The sequence below is a fragment of the Halosimplex halobium genome, from assembly GCF_051414055.1.
Classification (GTDB): domain Archaea; phylum Halobacteriota; class Halobacteria; order Halobacteriales; family Haloarculaceae; genus Halosimplex; species Halosimplex halobium.
This window is the reverse complement of the sequence record NZ_JBLKNX010000011.1, coordinates 118,141-133,981: the sequence shown is the minus strand read 5'-3', so window position 1 is coordinate 133,981 and position 15,841 is coordinate 118,141. Positions and strand designations below refer to the sequence as shown.

Below are 15,841 nucleotides of genomic sequence, written 5' to 3'. Positions count from 1 at the left end.
AGCCGTCACTCGGGCGACCACTCGCAGGCGTCGCCCACGGACAGGTCCTCCTCGTCGACGTACGACGACAGACAGGCGTAGTTGCAGAAGTACGTCGGCGAGCCGCAGTCGTCGGTGCAGTCCCGCACGCAGACGGGGTCGTGGTCGAAGATGCGCGACCCGCAGTACGCGCAGGTCTCCTCGGAGTCGGGCGTCTCCACTGTCGTCGACATGCACGGATCCAGCGGGCCGACCCTCAAAAATCGGTCGCGGGATCGCACGAGTCCGCCCCGACCGCTCACTCGCCGTAGGTGTGGAAGTCGACGGCCTGTTCGAGCAGTTCGTCGGGGATCCCGGGAACCTCCTCGGACCGGACCGGGCCGAACTCGTCGAGGTCGTCGGGGTCCCTGGGGAAGTCCCTGAGCTGGAAGTGGACGTCGATACCGGCCCTGGCGCCCTGCCCCAGTGCGACCGGGATCTGGTTGTGGCCGGGCGTGCAGTCGCCGACTGCGTAGACCCCGTCGACGGAGGTCTCGCCGTGGTCGCCGACCGCGATGGTCCCGTCGTCGTTGATATCACAGCCGAGTTCCCGCGCGAGGCCGTTGTTGTACTCGGCGCCGTACATCGCGAACCCGCCCTTGTACTCGCGGACGGTGCCGTCCTCGAACTCCAGAGCCTTGAGCCAGCCGTCCTCGCCGTTCTGGACGCCGGTCACGTCTTCCTCGACCACGTCGATGGGGTGCCGTTCGATGATCCCGGCCGTCTCGTCGCTCCACTCGGGGTCGTCACCGCGAGTGAGCAGGTCCACCTCGTCGGTGAAATTGAGCATGATCCCGGCGACGTGGGCGGCGCTCTCGGAGTGGCCCATCACGTACACGGACTCGTCGACGAACATGTGGGCGTCGCAGTGGAGACAGTAGTGGAGGCCGCGACCCGTCCGCGGGAGCGGCGGCTCCGGGCGTACGTCGTTGAACCCGGTCGCGAGCACGACCCGGTCGGCCTCGTAGTCAGCGCCGTTGCCCGAGAGCCGGAACCGATCGCTCCCGTCGTCGGCCTCGACCCGTGAACAGGACGTGACCATATCGCGGTGCTGGTCGCAGCCGTACTCATCGAGTTGCTCCTGGCCGACCCCCAGAAACCCCGCGCCGCTGGTCTCCTCGCGGACGCCCAGCAGGTTGTGGACCTCCTGCATCATCGCCGCGCGACCGCCACCGCGGCTCACGACCGCCGTCCGATGGCCGAGTCGCGTACTGTACAGCGCCGCGGTCATTCCCGCCGGGCCGCCGCCGACGACGACCACTTCGTACTCGTGGTGCTCCGTGTCTTCGCTCATATCAGTGAACGTGGGTCTATCGCGATAAATAACTACGCACGGCGGCAGCCGGGTTACCTCCGCCTTACGGCGTTTCGAGGGCGAAACACGGTTCGAACCGTGCCGTCACTCGTCCGCTTCGACCAGGTCCGCGAGCTCGTCCGCCTGGCTGATCGCGTCGATGACCTTGCTCGCGAGGTCGTCGACGTCGTCCGCGAACGCCTGTGTCGTGTCCGCGACCTCGTCGACGCTTCGAGAGGTCTCGACCGCGCTTTCCGCGATCGCGTCGAGGTCGTCGACAGTCTCGGTGATCGACCCCGACGCCGCTGCCGTGCCCTCGTCGACCGCCTCGATCCGCTCGATCGTCCCCTCGGCGTCCGACTGCACCTCCTCGACGACGGCCTCGATCTCCGTCGCCTGTTGCTGGGCCTCCTCGGCGAGGGTCTTGACTTCGTCGGCGACGACGGCGAACCCGTCGCCGTCCGCGCCGACGCGGGCGGCCTCGATCGAGGCGTTCAGCGCGAGCATGTTCGTCTGGTCGGCGATCTCGTTCAGGATTGCGGTGATCTCGTCGATGTCGGCGAGCGACTCGCGGAGCGCTTCGAGCCGTTCGCGCGCCTCCGTCGCCGCCTCGCGCGCCGCTTCGACGTCGTCGTTCGCGTCGCGGGCGGAGGCCCGGGCCGTCTCGGCGCGGTCGACAGTCTCGGTACTCGACCGGTTCGCGTCGGCCGCGTTGCGCGACAATGTCTCGATCACCTCGCTCGATTCGCTCAACTCCGCTCCGATGACCGACAGCAGCTGGTTGTGGTTCGCGGCCAGGTCGCCCGCCCGCTCGCTCGACTCCCCGGCCTCGGATTCCTCGGCAGGTTCGTTCACGGGTCGCTCACGCTCCGGAGGACTGTCGAGTCGCCCATCTGTGTGTCGTTCGCACACAGGCAAACGAGATATATAACGGTTGAGGACCCGTTATCAGACGCGATGTCAGACCACGAGGAACACGCCTGTGACTGTGGAGCGACGTTCGACACGCTCGACGAACTGAAAGAGCACGCCAGGGAGAACCACCCCGACGCCTACGAGGAGAACTTCGGCGACTGAGCAGGAACCGCAAGGTCACGTCATGCGAGTGCCACCTCCGCCCTCCTCGATTCCCCGTCACGCAAGCGTCACGTCCTGAAACGCGTATTCGACGACCTTGTTGAGCGTCGGGTGGGCGTGGATGGTATCTGTGATGTCCGACACCTGCCCCGACCCCGACCGCATCGCGACCACGACCTCGTGGAGCATCGTCGACGCCTCGTAGCCGAGCGCGTGACAGCCGAGGATCTCGCCGTCCGGCGCCGCCAGCACCTTCACGAACCCGTGGTCGAGCTTCTTCGCCCGGCCCATCGGCGTGTCCGGGAGGTCCGCGCGGCCGACGACGAACTCCCGCCCCGCTTCGCGGAGTTCGTCCTCGGTCTTCCCGACGCCGGCCATCTGCGGTTCGGTGAAGATGGCGTGAGGCATGGCGGTGAAGTCCGCTTCCCGATCCCGGCCGTGAACCGCGTTGTCGATCGTGACTTCCGTCTCGTAGTCGCCGGAGTGTTTGAACATCGCGTTGTCGGCGATGTCGCCCTGCGCCCAGACGTTCTCCGCCGAGGTTTCCAGCCGGTCGTTCGTCACGACGAACCCGTTGTCGTCCGTCTCGATCCCCGCCGCCTCGACCGCGAGCGTGTCGGTGTTGGGTCGCCGACCGAGGGCGACGAGCAACGCCTCGCCGGTCGCTGCCGCCGTCTCACCGCCTTCTGTCTCGGTGTGGACGGTGACGCCGTCGCCGTTCGATTCCACCGCAGTGGCGCGGTGGCCGGTGTACACCTCGTGGCGCTCGCGAGCGATCTCGGTGAACGTCTCCGCGATGTCCGGGTCTTCCCGAGGTACTAACGTGTCCATCATCTCGACGATCGTCACGTCGGTCCCCAGCGATTCGAAGAAGTAGCCCAGTTCGACGGCGATGTAGCCCCCGCCGAGGATCACCAGCGAATCGGGTTGCTCCCGTCGATACAGGGCGTCCGTGCTCGTCATGTACTCGACCTCGTCGAGGCCGTCGATGGGCGGGACGAGGGGTCGAGAGCCCGCCGCGACGACGACCCTGTCGGCGCTGACCGTCTCGCCGCCGACCTCGACAGTTCTGTCGTCGACGAAGACCGCTTCGTCCCTGTACAGCGTCAGGTGTTCCTTTTCGCGGTAGCGGTCTTCCATCCCCTCGGCGATCGGCGCGAGCGTCGCGTCCATGTCGTCGACGATCGCCGCGTAGTCGATATCGTCGAGCGTCGCGTCGAGGAAAAAGCGGTCGGCCTCGCGGACGCGGTTGGCGGCCGTCGCCGCCTGGATCAGCATCTTCGAGGGGTTGCAGCCGCGGTTGAGACAGGTCCCACCAAGCGGCCCCTTCTCGACGAGCGCCGTCTCCAGGCCCGCGTCGGCCGCCGCCGCGGCGACGTTGTTCCCGGTGCCGCCGCCGACGACGAGAACGTCGTAGTCGCCCATCTACTCGCCCTCTCCCTCGGGGCCGTGTTCGGTGCCCCACTCGATGACTGCCGAGACGACCGGTTCGAGCGCGCGCCCGCGGTCGGTCAGCGAGTATTCGACCCGGACCGGCTGGTCGCTCACGACCGCCCGGTCCACGAGCCCGTCGTCTTCCAGCCGAGTCAGGCTCTCCGAGAGCATCTTCGAGGAGACGCCGTGGATCGCCGATTTCAGCGCGCTGAAACCCATCGGTCCGTCCTCCAGCAGCCGGTACACGATACGGAGGTGCCACTTCCGTCCGAGCGTGTCCTGCACCGCGTCGAAGACCTCGTCCGGGTCGGTGAACAGCAGGTCGTCGCTCCCCGTGCTGGACATCTGCCACGACGCCGTGGTCGATTCTGAACTCATGCGTTACCACCACCGACAACGGGTACGCTACTTAACGTATCACGGACCGAGACCCCCGTTCCGAATCACCGACAGAATTATATACTAGTTCAGTCTTCGGACTGCGCGTCCCGGAACCGTTCCCAGAAGATCTCGTTCAGTCCGCCCTCGAAATCGCTCTCCTGGTAATCTTCTTTGGTGAGGTTCGCCTCCTCGATGAGCGACGCCGCCTCGCCGGCCCAGGCGTAGAACCCCACGAGCGTCTCCTCGCGCATCTCTTCCAGGTCGATCGAGTGGTAGACGTTGACGAACCCGCCCGACTCGCGGTTGAGCTGGGACTTCTCGAGCAGTCCGAATTCGACGAGTTCGTTGAGATAGTTCCGGACGGTGCTCTCGTCGTAGTCGAGGCGGTCGGCCAGCTCCCTGGGCGAGAGCGGGCCCTCGCCGATGACACAGAGACAGATGTCGAGCCCCGGTTTGGGAAGGCCGAAGGCGTCGAGCAGCACCTGTCGGATATCGGGCGGCCGGATGTCGAGTTTGGTCTCCGTCACGCGCTCCATCGGCTCGTCGTGGCAGGTCATCCCCCCGTCGCAGTCCTGCATCGTGAGGACGACGTTGGGACAGTCCTGACACCGATAGATCGCGTACTCGCGGTCCGCGAGACTGACCTCGCTCCGATCACCTTCGCGATCGAAGTCGTGTAGTGCCCCGGAGGCTCGCTCGGAGTGGTTCTCGTCGCTCATATTCTGACCCCACTCGTACGCACGGATCGAGACACGTGTTCTTCTACGAGAAGGACCCTCTTGAAACCCGGAGCCGTATCACTCCTCGACGAGGTCCAGCACGAGCACGTCGTCGGGTTCGACGTCGAGTGCGAGAAACTCCCGAGCGGTGACGGTCGGTCGGTACCCCTGGTCGGTCGGTTCGAGCAGTTCGAACTCGCACAGCGACTCCAAGGACCGGGCGACCGCCGCCTCGGGGGCGCCACAGGACTCGGCGACGCCGGCCGCCGTCACCGGAGCGCCCGACTCCCGGTAGCGGTCGACGGTCGCGGCCAGCACCGCGTAAGTGGATGGGGACATACGTTCGACCGGGCCTCGACGACCGACCCGCGGGCTGACGTTGCGGACCTCGTCGAATACGTCTTGCTCACGGCCGGGATACCGTGTTACGTCGGGGTCACCCGAAAAACGGGCGTGGGTGGAAGCCGGTCGTCGGGGGACGACCGGGGGTTCGGGCAGGGGCCCGGACTAGGTGTCCAGGTCCCGTGCGGTAGCCGCCGGTAGCCGGGGAAGTCGGACACAGACCTTCGGTCGTTCCGACGGGCACCGCACGTCCGACTCGGTGACCCGCAGTGATATACTCCCGGCGAGTATGCGCCCGTGGCTCATCAGCGCGCGGTCGACCGACCCGCTGCCCCCGGATCGACCGCAGCCCGGGCCCGGCGGTTCAGGTCGTGCGATCCCCGATCACCGCTGCGGGTCGAGCTGCCGACTCACCAGGACGAGACTTCCGACGAGCATGACCGCCGACAGCGGCAGGAGGAACTGGAACGTCGTCAGCAGGGCGCTCGACGCCTGGATACCGAGGACGATCAGCACGACGGGGCCGCAACAGGCGGTCCCCGAGAGGACGGCCGGAACGCTCGCGAGGATCCCCGTCGAGGACTGGCCGATCCCGCAGGCTGTCGGCTGTCGCCAGGCGAGGTACGTCAGCCCCAGGTTCAGCCCGACCAGTACCGACAGCCCGAACCCGACGACTGAGTTGAACGAGAAGAGGTAGGTGACCGGGCCCAGCCGGACCTGCGCCACCGGGGTGTAGGAGAACGGGCCGAGCGCCGGTTCGAGGAGTTTGCCGAGGGGGTCGGCGACCACGGTAACCGAGTACCCGCCCAGCCCCGGCGCGAGGTGGCCGAGCGCCCAGAGGTACACCAGCAGGTACCCGACGGTGACGACCCCAACCACGACCAGGGCGTCGCGGCGGGACAGCGTCAGCGCCGTCGCCGCCCGCGTCTTCACGGCGAGGGCCTTCGACCGCCGGGCGAGCGCCTTCAATCGCTGGGCGAGCGAGCGGTCGCTCGCGACTGTGCGCTCACTCATAGACGTTCGTTTCGGGGTAGTAGCCGGCCCAGGCGAACCACATCGCGTCGAACGTGTGGATCCCCGGGAGCGGCACCGAGGCCGGTTCGTGAGCGGTCCCGTCGGGCCCGACGACCGAACCGTCGTCGTACTGGTACTCCCGGTCGTCCGGGTTCCGGTAGACGTAGCCCGTGTCCAGCGTCCGGTCGTAGACGGCCACCACGGGTTCGTCGCCGAGTTCGCCCGTCATCAGCGTCTGGTCCCGCAGCGACTCCTTCAGGAACGCGGCCGCGCCGTCGGCGGTCCGGGCGCCCATCACGACGGTCTTCTTCTCGAACCGGTCGGGCCCGTCCAGCGCCGGGAACAGCAGGTTCCCGTTCGCGTAGTAGCCGCCGCGGGGGTTGTACGAGCCGTAGGGGTCCGCCCCGTAGTTGCGCGCGTGGCCGGTGTCCGCCGAGAGCACCCGTGTCTCTGGTTCGTGGCGCCGCCAGCGCTCCCAGGTCGTCCAGACCAGCCGGAACTCCCGGAGCGACCGGACCGGCGGATCCGCGTTCCACGGCCCCGGGACCGACGTGGCGAGGATCTGCGGCCACCACGTCTCGGTCGCCCGGTCGTACATGACGAGGTTGTTGTTGATCAGCCGCCCGGACACGCCGAAGGTCGTCTCGCCGCGCTCGAACCCCTGGACGGTCCCCGTCAGCGGACAGTAGGTGACCGCGACGTTCGTCCCCGCGAGTTCGTCGTTGACGATCTCGTGGTGGGCGAGGATCTTCTGGGGGTAGGCCTTCGCGACGCCGTCCGCGACGACGCCGAACACCGGGTCGCCCGGGGCGAGGTAGTCGACCGCGTCGGGCGCGACGAACTTCGGGTCGTCGATCGAGGGGATGCCGTCTTTCGGCGGGCCGCCCGACATCGCGTTGTCTTCCAGTGCTGCGGGCTCCATCGGGAGGGGGAGCCGGGCCTCGGCGGTCGGGACGGCGTCCGTCACGCTCCGCGAGTCGGCGACCCCACCGTCCGTCGAGTCGGTGGCCCCGCCATCCGCCGGATCTGTCGCTGCCCCGTCCGCCGATCCCGCCCCGTCCGACCCCGCGCCGCCGTCCGACTGGGCGTCGTCGCTGCCGCGACCGACGCAGCCGCTGAGGCCGACCGCCGCGAGCGCGGCCGCGGACAGGAACTGCCGCCGCGAGGGTGACACCATCACCCTCGGATAGGACGGTCAGTTCATTAACGGTTGAGTGGCTGTGCGAGCGCGGCACACACCGCTTCGGACTCGCTCGGCCGGTGGACCGCTTCGGACTCCCGCAGGGACTCAGTCCGTCCGGTAGAACGCGTCGGGACCGTGGTCGTCCCGCCAGGCGAACGCGAACAGGCGACGGGTGGGGAGCCGCTCCAGCGCCCGTCCGTCGGCCGCGCGGCCGGTCGCGGGGTCCCAGACGGTCCCGTCGGCCGCGACCTCGCCGTCGGTCACCGCGAAGGCGTACCCCGGGTCGGCGTAGCCGTGGATGCCGGCGTCGTCCGTCGCGAAGACGACGGCGTCGCGGCCACCGACGGTCGCCCGGACGACGCCGCCCGCGTCCCGAACCCGGGGGAGCGGGAACCCGAGCGCCTCGTCGCCGCACTCCACTCCGAGGACGACCGTCTTCGGGTCGAGGTCCGCGCAGTCCCACTCCCGGGAGCCGTCGCCCCGGTGGGCGGCGAGGCCGAACCCGTCGCTCTCGAAGTACTCCCGATAGGGCGATGCCCCGTAGTCGATGGGGGCGGGGGTGTCGCCCTCGCTCGCCGCCTCGCTCTCGCCGCCCGGTTGCCGGAGCACCACGCCGTCGGGGTGGGCGTCACGGAACCGCCGCCAGGGGAGGACCGACGCCGGGCGGACCGAGAGGGTGTCGCCCGCGAAGCGACCGGCGAGACACTCGCCGCTGGACTGTTTCCACTCGCTTCCCGTCTCGCGGTCGTACAGCACGAGGTCGTCGTCGGCGAGCTTGCCCGACACCCCGAACTCGAGGGTCCGTCCCCCGTGGCGACGGTCGTAGACGACCGCGCTGCCGCAGAGCGGGCACCACGTGACTGCGACCGGTTCGCCGTCCAGGCTGTCGTTGACGACCTCGTGGAACTGGAGGTACCGGACCGGGTACGCCCTGGCCCGGTCGGCTCCCTCGACCGCGACGACGCGGTCGTCGGCCGCGCCGGGGTACTCCGCTCGGAACTCCGGGTCGTCGACGCTCGGGATGGCGTCCCGCGGGATGACCTGTCGGACGTTCACACGGCCGGCTACTCGCTCGCTGCTCATAACGTTCGGGTCGTCGCTCGTCGCGTTCGGGCGCCTCCCGTTCGGTTTGGCGCTGGCCGACGGTGCGTGGCGAGCACCGCCCGGCCAAACCCATATGAGTATTCGCGCGAATCCGAGTGTATGGACGTTCAGGACGTGCTGCCGCGGGACGCGATCCCCAGTATCGACGACCCCGCGTTCGGCTCGTCGTACTTCGGCGACCCGGACGACGAGGTGGTCGTCGTCGACGGCGACCCGCCGCGGGCGTATCCGATCCGGATCCTCAGCTACCACGAGATCGTCAACGACAGCGTCGCGGGACGCCCGGTCGCAGTCACGTGGTGTCCGATCTGCTGGAGCGCCGTCGCCTACGACCGGACGGTCGACGGCCGGACGCTGACGTTCGGAGTGTCGGGGAAGCTCGCCGACGACGCGCTTGTCATGTACGACCGCGAAACCGGGTCGGAGTGGAAGCAGCCGACCGGTGAGGCTATCGCCGGCCCGCTGGCGGGGACGCGCCTGTCCGCGCTTCCGGCCCCGATGGTCTCATACGGGCGGTTCGCCGCTGACAATCCGGACGGTGTCGTTCTCCAGCCCGTCCGCGGCGACGGGAGCCAGCCGCCCGGCGAGGTCTACGACATGGCTCCCTACGAGCGATACGCCGCGGGCGAGGCGTTCGGGCTCTACGGGATGCGCGGAGAAGGGGAACGTCGCTCGTGGGACCGCGCGGACCTCGACGCGAAGACGGTCGTCCTCGGGGTCGAGGTCGGCGACGACGCCGTCGGGTACCCGGTTCCGCGCGTCCGGGACGCGGGCGGCGTCGTCACCGACACCGTCGGGGGCCGCCCGGTGGTCGTGTTCGCGACGGACGACGGCGTTTACGCCTTCGAGCACCCCGGGTTCGCCTTCGAGCGGCGCGACGGGACGGTCCGCGCCGACGGGACGACCTGGGACCCCGCCACGGGTGAGAGCGCGGACGGCCGCGCGCTCGACCGGCCGTCCGCCCGTCGCATGTTCGCGTTCGCCTGGCAGGACGCCCACGGCCCCGACGCGTTCTACGAACCGTGAGGCGGGCGGCGCCACGTCCGGCGCCGGTCGCCCCTAACTGATCCGTAACTGGGAGTTCATTAGGCTCGGGCACCTGTGATGGTGTATGGAGGAATTCGACTTTCTGGTCGTCGGGTCGGGGTCGGGCCTCGACGTGGCGAGCGTCGCGGCGAACCAGGGCCAGTCGGTCGCAGTCGTCGAGCGGGGGCCGCTCGGCGGGACCTGTCTCAACCGGGGCTGCATCCCGTCGAAACACCTGCTGTATCACGCGGACGTGATGGAGACGGTCGAACGGGCCGACGAGTTCGGGATCGACGCGACGGTCGAGGCGGTGGAGTTCGCCGAGATCGTCCGGTCGGTCAACGAGGAAGTGCAGGGGGACTCGGCGTCGATCCGCCGGGGGCTGGAGTCGTCCTCGCAGCACACGCTGTTCGACGGGGAGGCGAGGTTCGTCGACGACCGGACCGTCGAGGTCTCGGGCGGCGACGACGACGGCGCTCGCCTGCGGGCGGAGACGGTGCTGGTCGCGGCCGGCACGCGACCGGCGGTCCCCGACGTCGACGGCATCGAGGAGGTGGACTACCTGACCAGCACCGAGGCGCTCCAGCTGGAGGCGCCGCCGGACCGCCTCGTCGTCGTCGGCGGCGGGTACATCGCGGCCGAACTCGCGCACTTCTTCGGGACCTTCGGGAGCGACGTGACCATCGTCGGCCGGCGCCCGAACCTGCTGCCGGAGGCCGACGAGGCGGTCGCGGCGGCGTTCACCGACAGGTACGCCGAGCGCTTCGCGGTCCACACCGGCCACGCCGCGACGGCGGTGAGCGAGACCGACGGCGAGGTCACCGTCGAGGCCCATCCCTACGAGTACGGCGACGATTCCGGGGTCGTGGACGGCGAGCCCGTGACGGTGACCGGCGACGAACTGCTCGTCGCCGCGGGGCGGGTGCCCAACACCGACACGCTGAACCTCGACGCGACGGGCGTCGAGACGGACGGCCGCGGGTTCGTGGCGACCGACGAGTACCTGCGGACCGGCGCCGAGGGCGTCTGGGCGCTGGGCGACATCGTCGGCGAGTACCTCCTGAAACACAGCGCCAACCACGAGGCGAAGGCCGTCGCCAGAAACATCTTCGGGAGCGACCCCGAGCCGGTCGACTACAGCGCGATGCCGTTCGCCGTCTTCGCCTCGCCGGAGGTCGCCGGCGTCGGTGCGCTGGAGCAGGACCTGCGCGAGGCCGGCCGGGAGTACGCGACCAACACCTACCGCTACGAGGAGACCGCCCGCGGCGACGCGATGGGCGCCGAGGGGTTCGTGAAGGCCATTGTCGACCTGGAGGGAGAGATACTGGGCTGTCACATCGTCGGTCCCGACGCCTCGTCGCTCGTCCAGGAGGTCGTCGTCGCGATGAAGGCCGGGTCGGGCACCGTCCGGGACATCAGGGAGTCGGTCCACATCCACCCCGCGCTCCCCGAGGTCGTCCAGCGCGCGTTCGCCGGCCAGTTCACCCGGGGCGGTCACCACCACGACCACTGACCTGTCAGCTCGCCCGGTCACACCGGTGTAACCGGGTTACTCGACCGTTCGCGCGGGCTTTTGAGGGTGGACCCGCTACCGGAAATCGCAATGGCAAACGCAGCAGTCGTGATCCTCGCCGGCACGGAATCGCACGCAGACACCGGTCGCCTCGTCAACGGGCTCGAAGCGGCCAAGGAGTTCGCCGAGACCGAGGGCGACGAGGTCGAACTCATCTTCGACGGCGCCGGGACACAGTGGATTCCGGAGCTCGAAGACGAAGACAGCGACTACCACGAGCTCTACCGGGCGGTGCGCGACGACACGTCGGTCTGTGACTTCTGCGCCGGCGCGTTCGGCGTCGAGGACGCGGTCGACGACGCCGGCGTCGTCACCCTCGACGACCACGACGGCCACCCGAGCATCCGCTCACTCGTCGACGACGACTACGAGATCATCACCTTCTGACCCCGCAGCGGACACGCTCCTCACCGTTCCGTCCCCTTTTCCGTGTGCGGTTCCGCGACAGCGACCGCATCGACCGCTCTCGGCGGTGCGCCCGCGGGTCCTCGTCGGCGAGCGCGTAGACACGTTCGCGCGCGTCCACGAACGGAGTCCGCGCATCGGCGCCGGTCGAGCCGGCCTGGGCTGCAACCTCGTCGAGGCGGCGTCGCCGGTCGCTCGCCCGGGCTTCACCCCGGAGAGGACAGGGTCCGCGCGCCGGCCGCACACGGCACCGGGTTGCACCCGGACAGCGGATCCGCACCCCGTTGTCATCCCCCGGATCCGGCGTCGCGAATTACAGGGATATATACGTAATGGTAACCCCGTTACCGACCGCTCACCGGTGGCCCTGCTCGTAGGCCGTGACAGACCAGATAGTCGATACTTTATCTTTATTTTAGAGAATATTACCACAATAGCTCCGTTTTGGCACGATGGGCCTCACGGGTGCGCCGCCGGATCGATCCCCGTCGCGATATCTGCCTCGGACTGTCCTGAGGTGCCTTTCGGCCGGGATACCGCCCGTTCGGGCACAGGAATCCGTCGGGAGCCGCGAGTCGTCGCACCGTTCACTACCCCCGAGAGACGAACGCCGGAGCTGCAACCGCGGTGGCCTGTCGAACCGGCCGGAAGAAGCCTCGAAAACCCACGAATCCGGCGGCGGTCGTCGACTGCTCGCTGTCTCCATCCGCGTTTCGTGCCTTCGCCGGGTCCGCGGTCTGCAGTCGGACCGGTAAAGACTTCGAGAATATGTCAGTATACATCTATGCATTGGAATAATATATAACTGCCGACGCGGTGGTTCTTCGTCGCTTCCGGCCGAAGATATCCGAGTCGCCGGCGATTCCCGGGGCTGGTGGCCGTCCAGTAGCCCCGTAAGCAGGTGGGTAGCGACCGCACGTCCGCGCGCTCGACGACGAACTCCCGGGGGCGGACTCGTGGATGTCCGCCCACACCGAGCGGCCGACGGGGGGCCCCGGGACTGTCGGCGTCGAGGCCGTCGACCCGGCCCGAGACGACGCCGTCGAACTCACGACCCGTGCCGGCGTCGTCCGCGACGCGACCGACGACAGCTGCCGGGCCGACGCCGCCGTCCGGTTGTCCCACCCGCGGTGAACACAGGTCTCCACGCCCCGACGCTCACCGGGAAAAGCACTTGCCGCCGGGCGACGAGGCGACGCCCGTGAACCGTCGCCAGGTCCTCGCCGGGCTCGGAACCGCCCTCTCCGCCGCGACCGCCGGCTGTCCGTCGGGCCTGGTCGGCGACGCCGACCGGTCGGCCGACGACCCGGTCGCCGACCTGCCCGAGAGGCCCGGCGAGTACCCGGTCAGCACCGGCGACCTCGGGGGGTTCGCGCCGAGGGAAACTCACCGGCGGGTCGAGGTCGGGAGCCGCGAGGGTGTCCACGAGGACTTCCAGCCCCACGACGTGGCCGTCTGGAACGCCGCCGGCTACCCCGAGACGGCCGTCGAAGTGGTCGACTACGCGACCGAGACGCGGCCGCTGGCCCGGACGTTCGCGATCCCCGACGACGACGCGGTGCGGGTGTCGCTGCTGGAGCCGGTGCCGTACCTCGTCACCGTGCGCGTCCCCGACGCGGGCGCCGAACAGACACTCCGGGTGCCCTGCCCCGTCTTCGACTGCAACGACTCGGCCACCCAGGTCGGGCTGTTCGAGGACGAGATCCGGTCGGCGGCCTGGTCGACGCTGCTCGCCTGTCGGTCGGCGACCTGCGTCCCCGAGGTGGAGATCTGACCGGCTGCGTCGCAGTCCGTGCTCACGACCCGGACTCGTCCGTGTCTCCCCCGGACCGCTCGAACAGGTCGCTCAGGATCGACTGCTCCGCTTTCCGGAGATGGGAGTGGAGCGTCGCCGACGAGATCCCGAGCGCGTCGGCCACCTCCTCGGCGTTCGAGTCGCGCGGCCACTCGAAGTAGCCCGACTGGTAGGCCGCCCGCAGGACCTCCTCCTGGCGGTCCGTGATGTCCTCGAACGGCTCCTGGGGCAGGACCTCGTCCACTTCGACGGACGCCGACCGCTCCCGCTTACTGAGGACCTGGACGTCGTCGAAGCGGTTCCGGAGGTGGTCGACGAGGACCCTGGCGTCGGTCCCGGACGCGATGTCGAACTCGTAGTGGACCGCGTCGTCCACGAACCCGACGCTGCGGACGTGTGCGCCGTGGTCGACCAGCGCCCCCAGCGGCGCGTCCCCGGTCATCTGCCACTCGAGGAGCCCGCCGTCGCTGCCGTCGGCCGCTTCGCTGACCACCCGCACGCTACCGCCCGTCACGTCCGCGAACGAGTCGCCGACGGCCCCGACCTCGCTCCCGCTGACGCGGAGGTACGCCACCGGCCCCTCCTCACTGGAGGGGATTACCCCCTCGAGTTCGACCCGACAGGGGACCGTCGTCGTGACCGCCACGAGCGGGTCGGTCGCGTCGCGACACGCCAGTTCGATCTCGACCAGCGACTCCGCCGAGAGGAGCTGCTGGGTCTCGACGGCGTTGATGGCGTGGCCGATCGTCTCGCCGAGTTCGCCGAGGATCGACCGCTCGCGGTCGCTCACGGTCGAGCGCTCGGTGTACAGCCCCAGCGCACCGTAGACCGTCCGCCCGTAGACCAGCGGGACGACGGTCCACGTCCCGTCCTCGTCGTCGGCGCCGGGGACGACCGGTCGGATCGCTTTACCGTCGGTCGCCGCGCGCGCCTCACCGTCGGTCGCCTTGGACGCCTCACCGTCAGCCGCCCGGGCCGCCTCGCTGCTGGCCGCCCGGGGGCCCTCACCGTCAGTCGCCTGGGACGCTTCACCACCCCGTCGGCCGCCGTCGGTGCGCCGAAACCCCGCGTCGTCGATGGCCGGCGGGTTCGGGATGGTCTCCTCGTCACCGGCAGCGGTCCACCGGTCGGCCTCGCCCCGCCAGGTCGCCAGGTCCGCGACCACGACCCGCTCGTAGAGGTCGGCGTCGGCGACTCGCTCGCAGACGGTCCGTTCGATCTCCTCGCGGCTGACCGCCGAGACCAGCGCCTGGTTGACCCCGCGGATCACCGCGTTGAGGTCGTTCAGCGTCGACAGCTCGTCGCGGTGGTCGGCGAGCTGGCGCACTCGCCGCTCCCGCGCGGTCACGTCGTGGACGACGAGCGTGTTGCCGATGCGGCGGCCGTTGCGGTCGGTGATCGGCGAGGTGCGGACCTCGTAGACGTTGCCGTAGCGTTCGACCTCCGCGAGCGCGTCCTCGGTGTCGAAGTCCAGTCGCGACTCGTCGACGAGCAGTTCCACGTCCCGGCCGACGGCCTCGGCGGCGTCGCAGTCGAGCACCTCCTCGGCGGCCTCGTTGCAGTAGACGATCCGGTTCGCGTTGTCGACGATGACGACGCCGGCGTCGAGCTGTCTGATAGCGGCGTTGCGGCCCAGCTGGCGGGTCGCGGGGACGAGGTCGAACAGCTGGCGCCGAAAGAGGGCGTAGGCGAACGCGAAGCCGGTGATCGTGAAGGCGTACGGCGTCGGGTCGATGGCGGGGGCGTTGGTCAGCGCGAACACGTCGACGACGCTCGTGACGAACGGGACGGCGATGCCCACGAGCAGGAGCGCGGACTGGTCGGTGTAGAGGTAGTCCGACTGGTAGATGAGCCGGAGCAACAGGGCGGCGGCGACGGCGACGAGGAGGTACGTGTGGACGACCTCCGCCCAGAACAGCGGGCCCCAGCCGGGGTGCTCGATCACCATGCCGTTGCGGACGACGAAGTTGTGCTCGGTCCAGAAGAGGTGGTGCCAGCCGTTGGTCCAGGTGCTGGCGATCACGAGGGCGGGGAAGACGAGCAGACCGGCGACCGTCCGGCGGGTGACGAACTCGTCGTGGCCGGTGTAGGCCAGCGCGAACAGCAACAGCCACACCTCGATCGTCCCGGTCGAGAGCCACACCATCCGCATCCAGAACACACGCCACGCCTCGCCGGTGGTCAACAGCCCGATCCCGTAGCTGACCGACCAGTTGGCCAGCACCGCCATGAGGACGACGAACGCCGTCGCCCCGGGCTCGGCCCGGTTCCGGAACGCGTAGAGCCCGAGCGCCGTCGTCAGGACGGCCGAGCCCGCGAGCAGCGTGAGGTGGAGCGGCGCCGGCCCTATCACGAGGTCGCTACCCCACTGACCGACGGTTCGCCCAGCCCACCCGATGGTGGAGCCCATCAATCTACGTGATCGTCTATCGACCAGTCACAATCAAAAACGTACCGGCCGGTTGTCCGGATCCGT

At 69.3% G+C, this 15,841-nt stretch carries 16 protein-coding genes; 5 read left to right on the top strand and 11 right to left on the bottom strand.

The window, feature by feature from the left end; all coding sequences use genetic code 11:
- Positions 1-5: 5 nt before the first annotated feature.
- The 10 genes from ACMGFG_RS12810 to ACMGFG_RS12765 all read right to left on the bottom strand — a co-directional run bounded on the left by ACMGFG_RS12810 (position 6) and on the right by ACMGFG_RS12765 (position 8,518).
- A complete protein-coding gene (locus tag ACMGFG_RS12810) occupies positions 6-212 on the bottom strand; it encodes a hypothetical protein (RefSeq protein WP_436930716.1) in 207 nt (68 codons plus the stop codon).
- Between the two features lie 65 nt (positions 213-277).
- Positions 278-1,312, bottom strand: coding sequence for an NAD(P)/FAD-dependent oxidoreductase (locus ACMGFG_RS12805; RefSeq protein ID WP_436930715.1), 1,035 nt, complete (start codon positions 1,310-1,312; stop codon positions 278-280).
- Between the two features lie 105 nt (positions 1,313-1,417).
- Positions 1,418-2,167 carry a methyl-accepting chemotaxis protein gene (locus tag ACMGFG_RS12800; RefSeq protein WP_436930714.1) on the bottom strand — a complete coding sequence of 250 codons (750 nt, stop codon included), beginning with the start codon at positions 2,165-2,167 and terminating at the stop codon, positions 1,418-1,420.
- 279 nt (positions 2,168-2,446) lie between these two features.
- On the bottom strand, positions 2,447-3,814 hold the full coding sequence (locus ACMGFG_RS12795; protein WP_436930713.1) for a dihydrolipoyl dehydrogenase family protein: 1,368 nt from the start codon (positions 3,812-3,814) through the stop codon (positions 2,447-2,449).
- Positions 3,815-4,201 (bottom strand): winged helix-turn-helix transcriptional regulator, encoded by a 387-nt coding sequence (locus tag ACMGFG_RS12790; RefSeq protein WP_436930712.1) that lies wholly within the window; start codon positions 4,199-4,201, stop codon positions 3,815-3,817.
- A gap of 89 nt (positions 4,202-4,290) precedes the next feature.
- Positions 4,291-4,923 (bottom strand): helix-turn-helix domain-containing protein, encoded by a 633-nt coding sequence (locus ACMGFG_RS12785; protein WP_436930711.1) that lies wholly within the window; start codon positions 4,921-4,923, stop codon positions 4,291-4,293.
- Between the two features lie 78 nt (positions 4,924-5,001).
- On the bottom strand, positions 5,002-5,262 hold the full coding sequence (locus tag ACMGFG_RS12780) for a hypothetical protein (RefSeq protein ID WP_436930710.1): 261 nt from the start codon (positions 5,260-5,262) through the stop codon (positions 5,002-5,004).
- Between the two features lie 387 nt (positions 5,263-5,649).
- A complete protein-coding gene (locus tag ACMGFG_RS12775; protein WP_436930709.1) occupies positions 5,650-6,279 on the bottom strand; it encodes a hypothetical protein in 630 nt (209 codons plus the stop codon).
- A complete protein-coding gene (locus ACMGFG_RS12770) occupies positions 6,272-7,456 on the bottom strand; it encodes a DUF3179 domain-containing protein (RefSeq protein WP_436930708.1) in 1,185 nt (394 codons plus the stop codon). The genes ACMGFG_RS12775 and ACMGFG_RS12770 overlap by 8 nt, the downstream gene beginning before the upstream one ends.
- 111 nt (positions 7,457-7,567) lie before the next feature.
- Positions 7,568-8,518 (bottom strand): DUF3179 domain-containing protein, encoded by a 951-nt coding sequence (locus ACMGFG_RS12765; RefSeq protein ID WP_436930707.1) that lies wholly within the window; start codon positions 8,516-8,518, stop codon positions 7,568-7,570.
- Positions 8,519-8,665: 147 nt separating this feature from the next.
- Here ACMGFG_RS12765 and ACMGFG_RS12760 point away from each other — a divergent pair, with 147 nt between their 5' ends.
- From ACMGFG_RS12760 to ACMGFG_RS12740, 5 genes are all read left to right on the top strand, one after another.
- The gene (locus tag ACMGFG_RS12760; RefSeq protein WP_436930706.1) at positions 8,666-9,592 is read left to right on the top strand and encodes a DUF3179 domain-containing protein; all 927 of its coding nucleotides are present in this window, start codon (positions 8,666-8,668) and stop codon (positions 9,590-9,592) included.
- 85 nt (positions 9,593-9,677) lie between these two features.
- Positions 9,678-11,105, top strand: a complete 1,428-nt coding sequence (locus tag ACMGFG_RS12755) for a dihydrolipoyl dehydrogenase (protein ID WP_436930705.1) — start codon at positions 9,678-9,680, stop codon at positions 11,103-11,105.
- Positions 11,106-11,195: 90 nt separating this feature from the next.
- Entirely contained in the window at positions 11,196-11,552 is a 357-nt protein-coding gene (locus ACMGFG_RS12750) for a DsrE family protein (RefSeq protein WP_436930704.1), read from the top strand.
- 978 nt (positions 11,553-12,530) lie between these two features.
- Complete coding sequence (locus ACMGFG_RS12745) at positions 12,531-12,704, top strand: hypothetical protein (RefSeq protein ID WP_436930703.1); 174 nt, start codon at positions 12,531-12,533, stop codon at positions 12,702-12,704.
- A 67-nt stretch (positions 12,705-12,771) separates the two neighbouring features.
- Positions 12,772-13,344 carry a hypothetical protein gene (locus ACMGFG_RS12740; protein WP_436930702.1) on the top strand — a complete coding sequence of 191 codons (573 nt, stop codon included), beginning with the start codon at positions 12,772-12,774 and terminating at the stop codon, positions 13,342-13,344.
- A gap of 22 nt (positions 13,345-13,366) precedes the next feature.
- Here ACMGFG_RS12740 and ACMGFG_RS12735 read toward each other — a convergent pair whose 3' ends face one another.
- Entirely contained in the window at positions 13,367-15,718 is a 2,352-nt protein-coding gene (locus ACMGFG_RS12735; protein ID WP_436930701.1) for a histidine kinase N-terminal 7TM domain-containing protein, read from the bottom strand.
- Between the last annotated feature and the right edge of the window lie 123 nt (positions 15,719-15,841).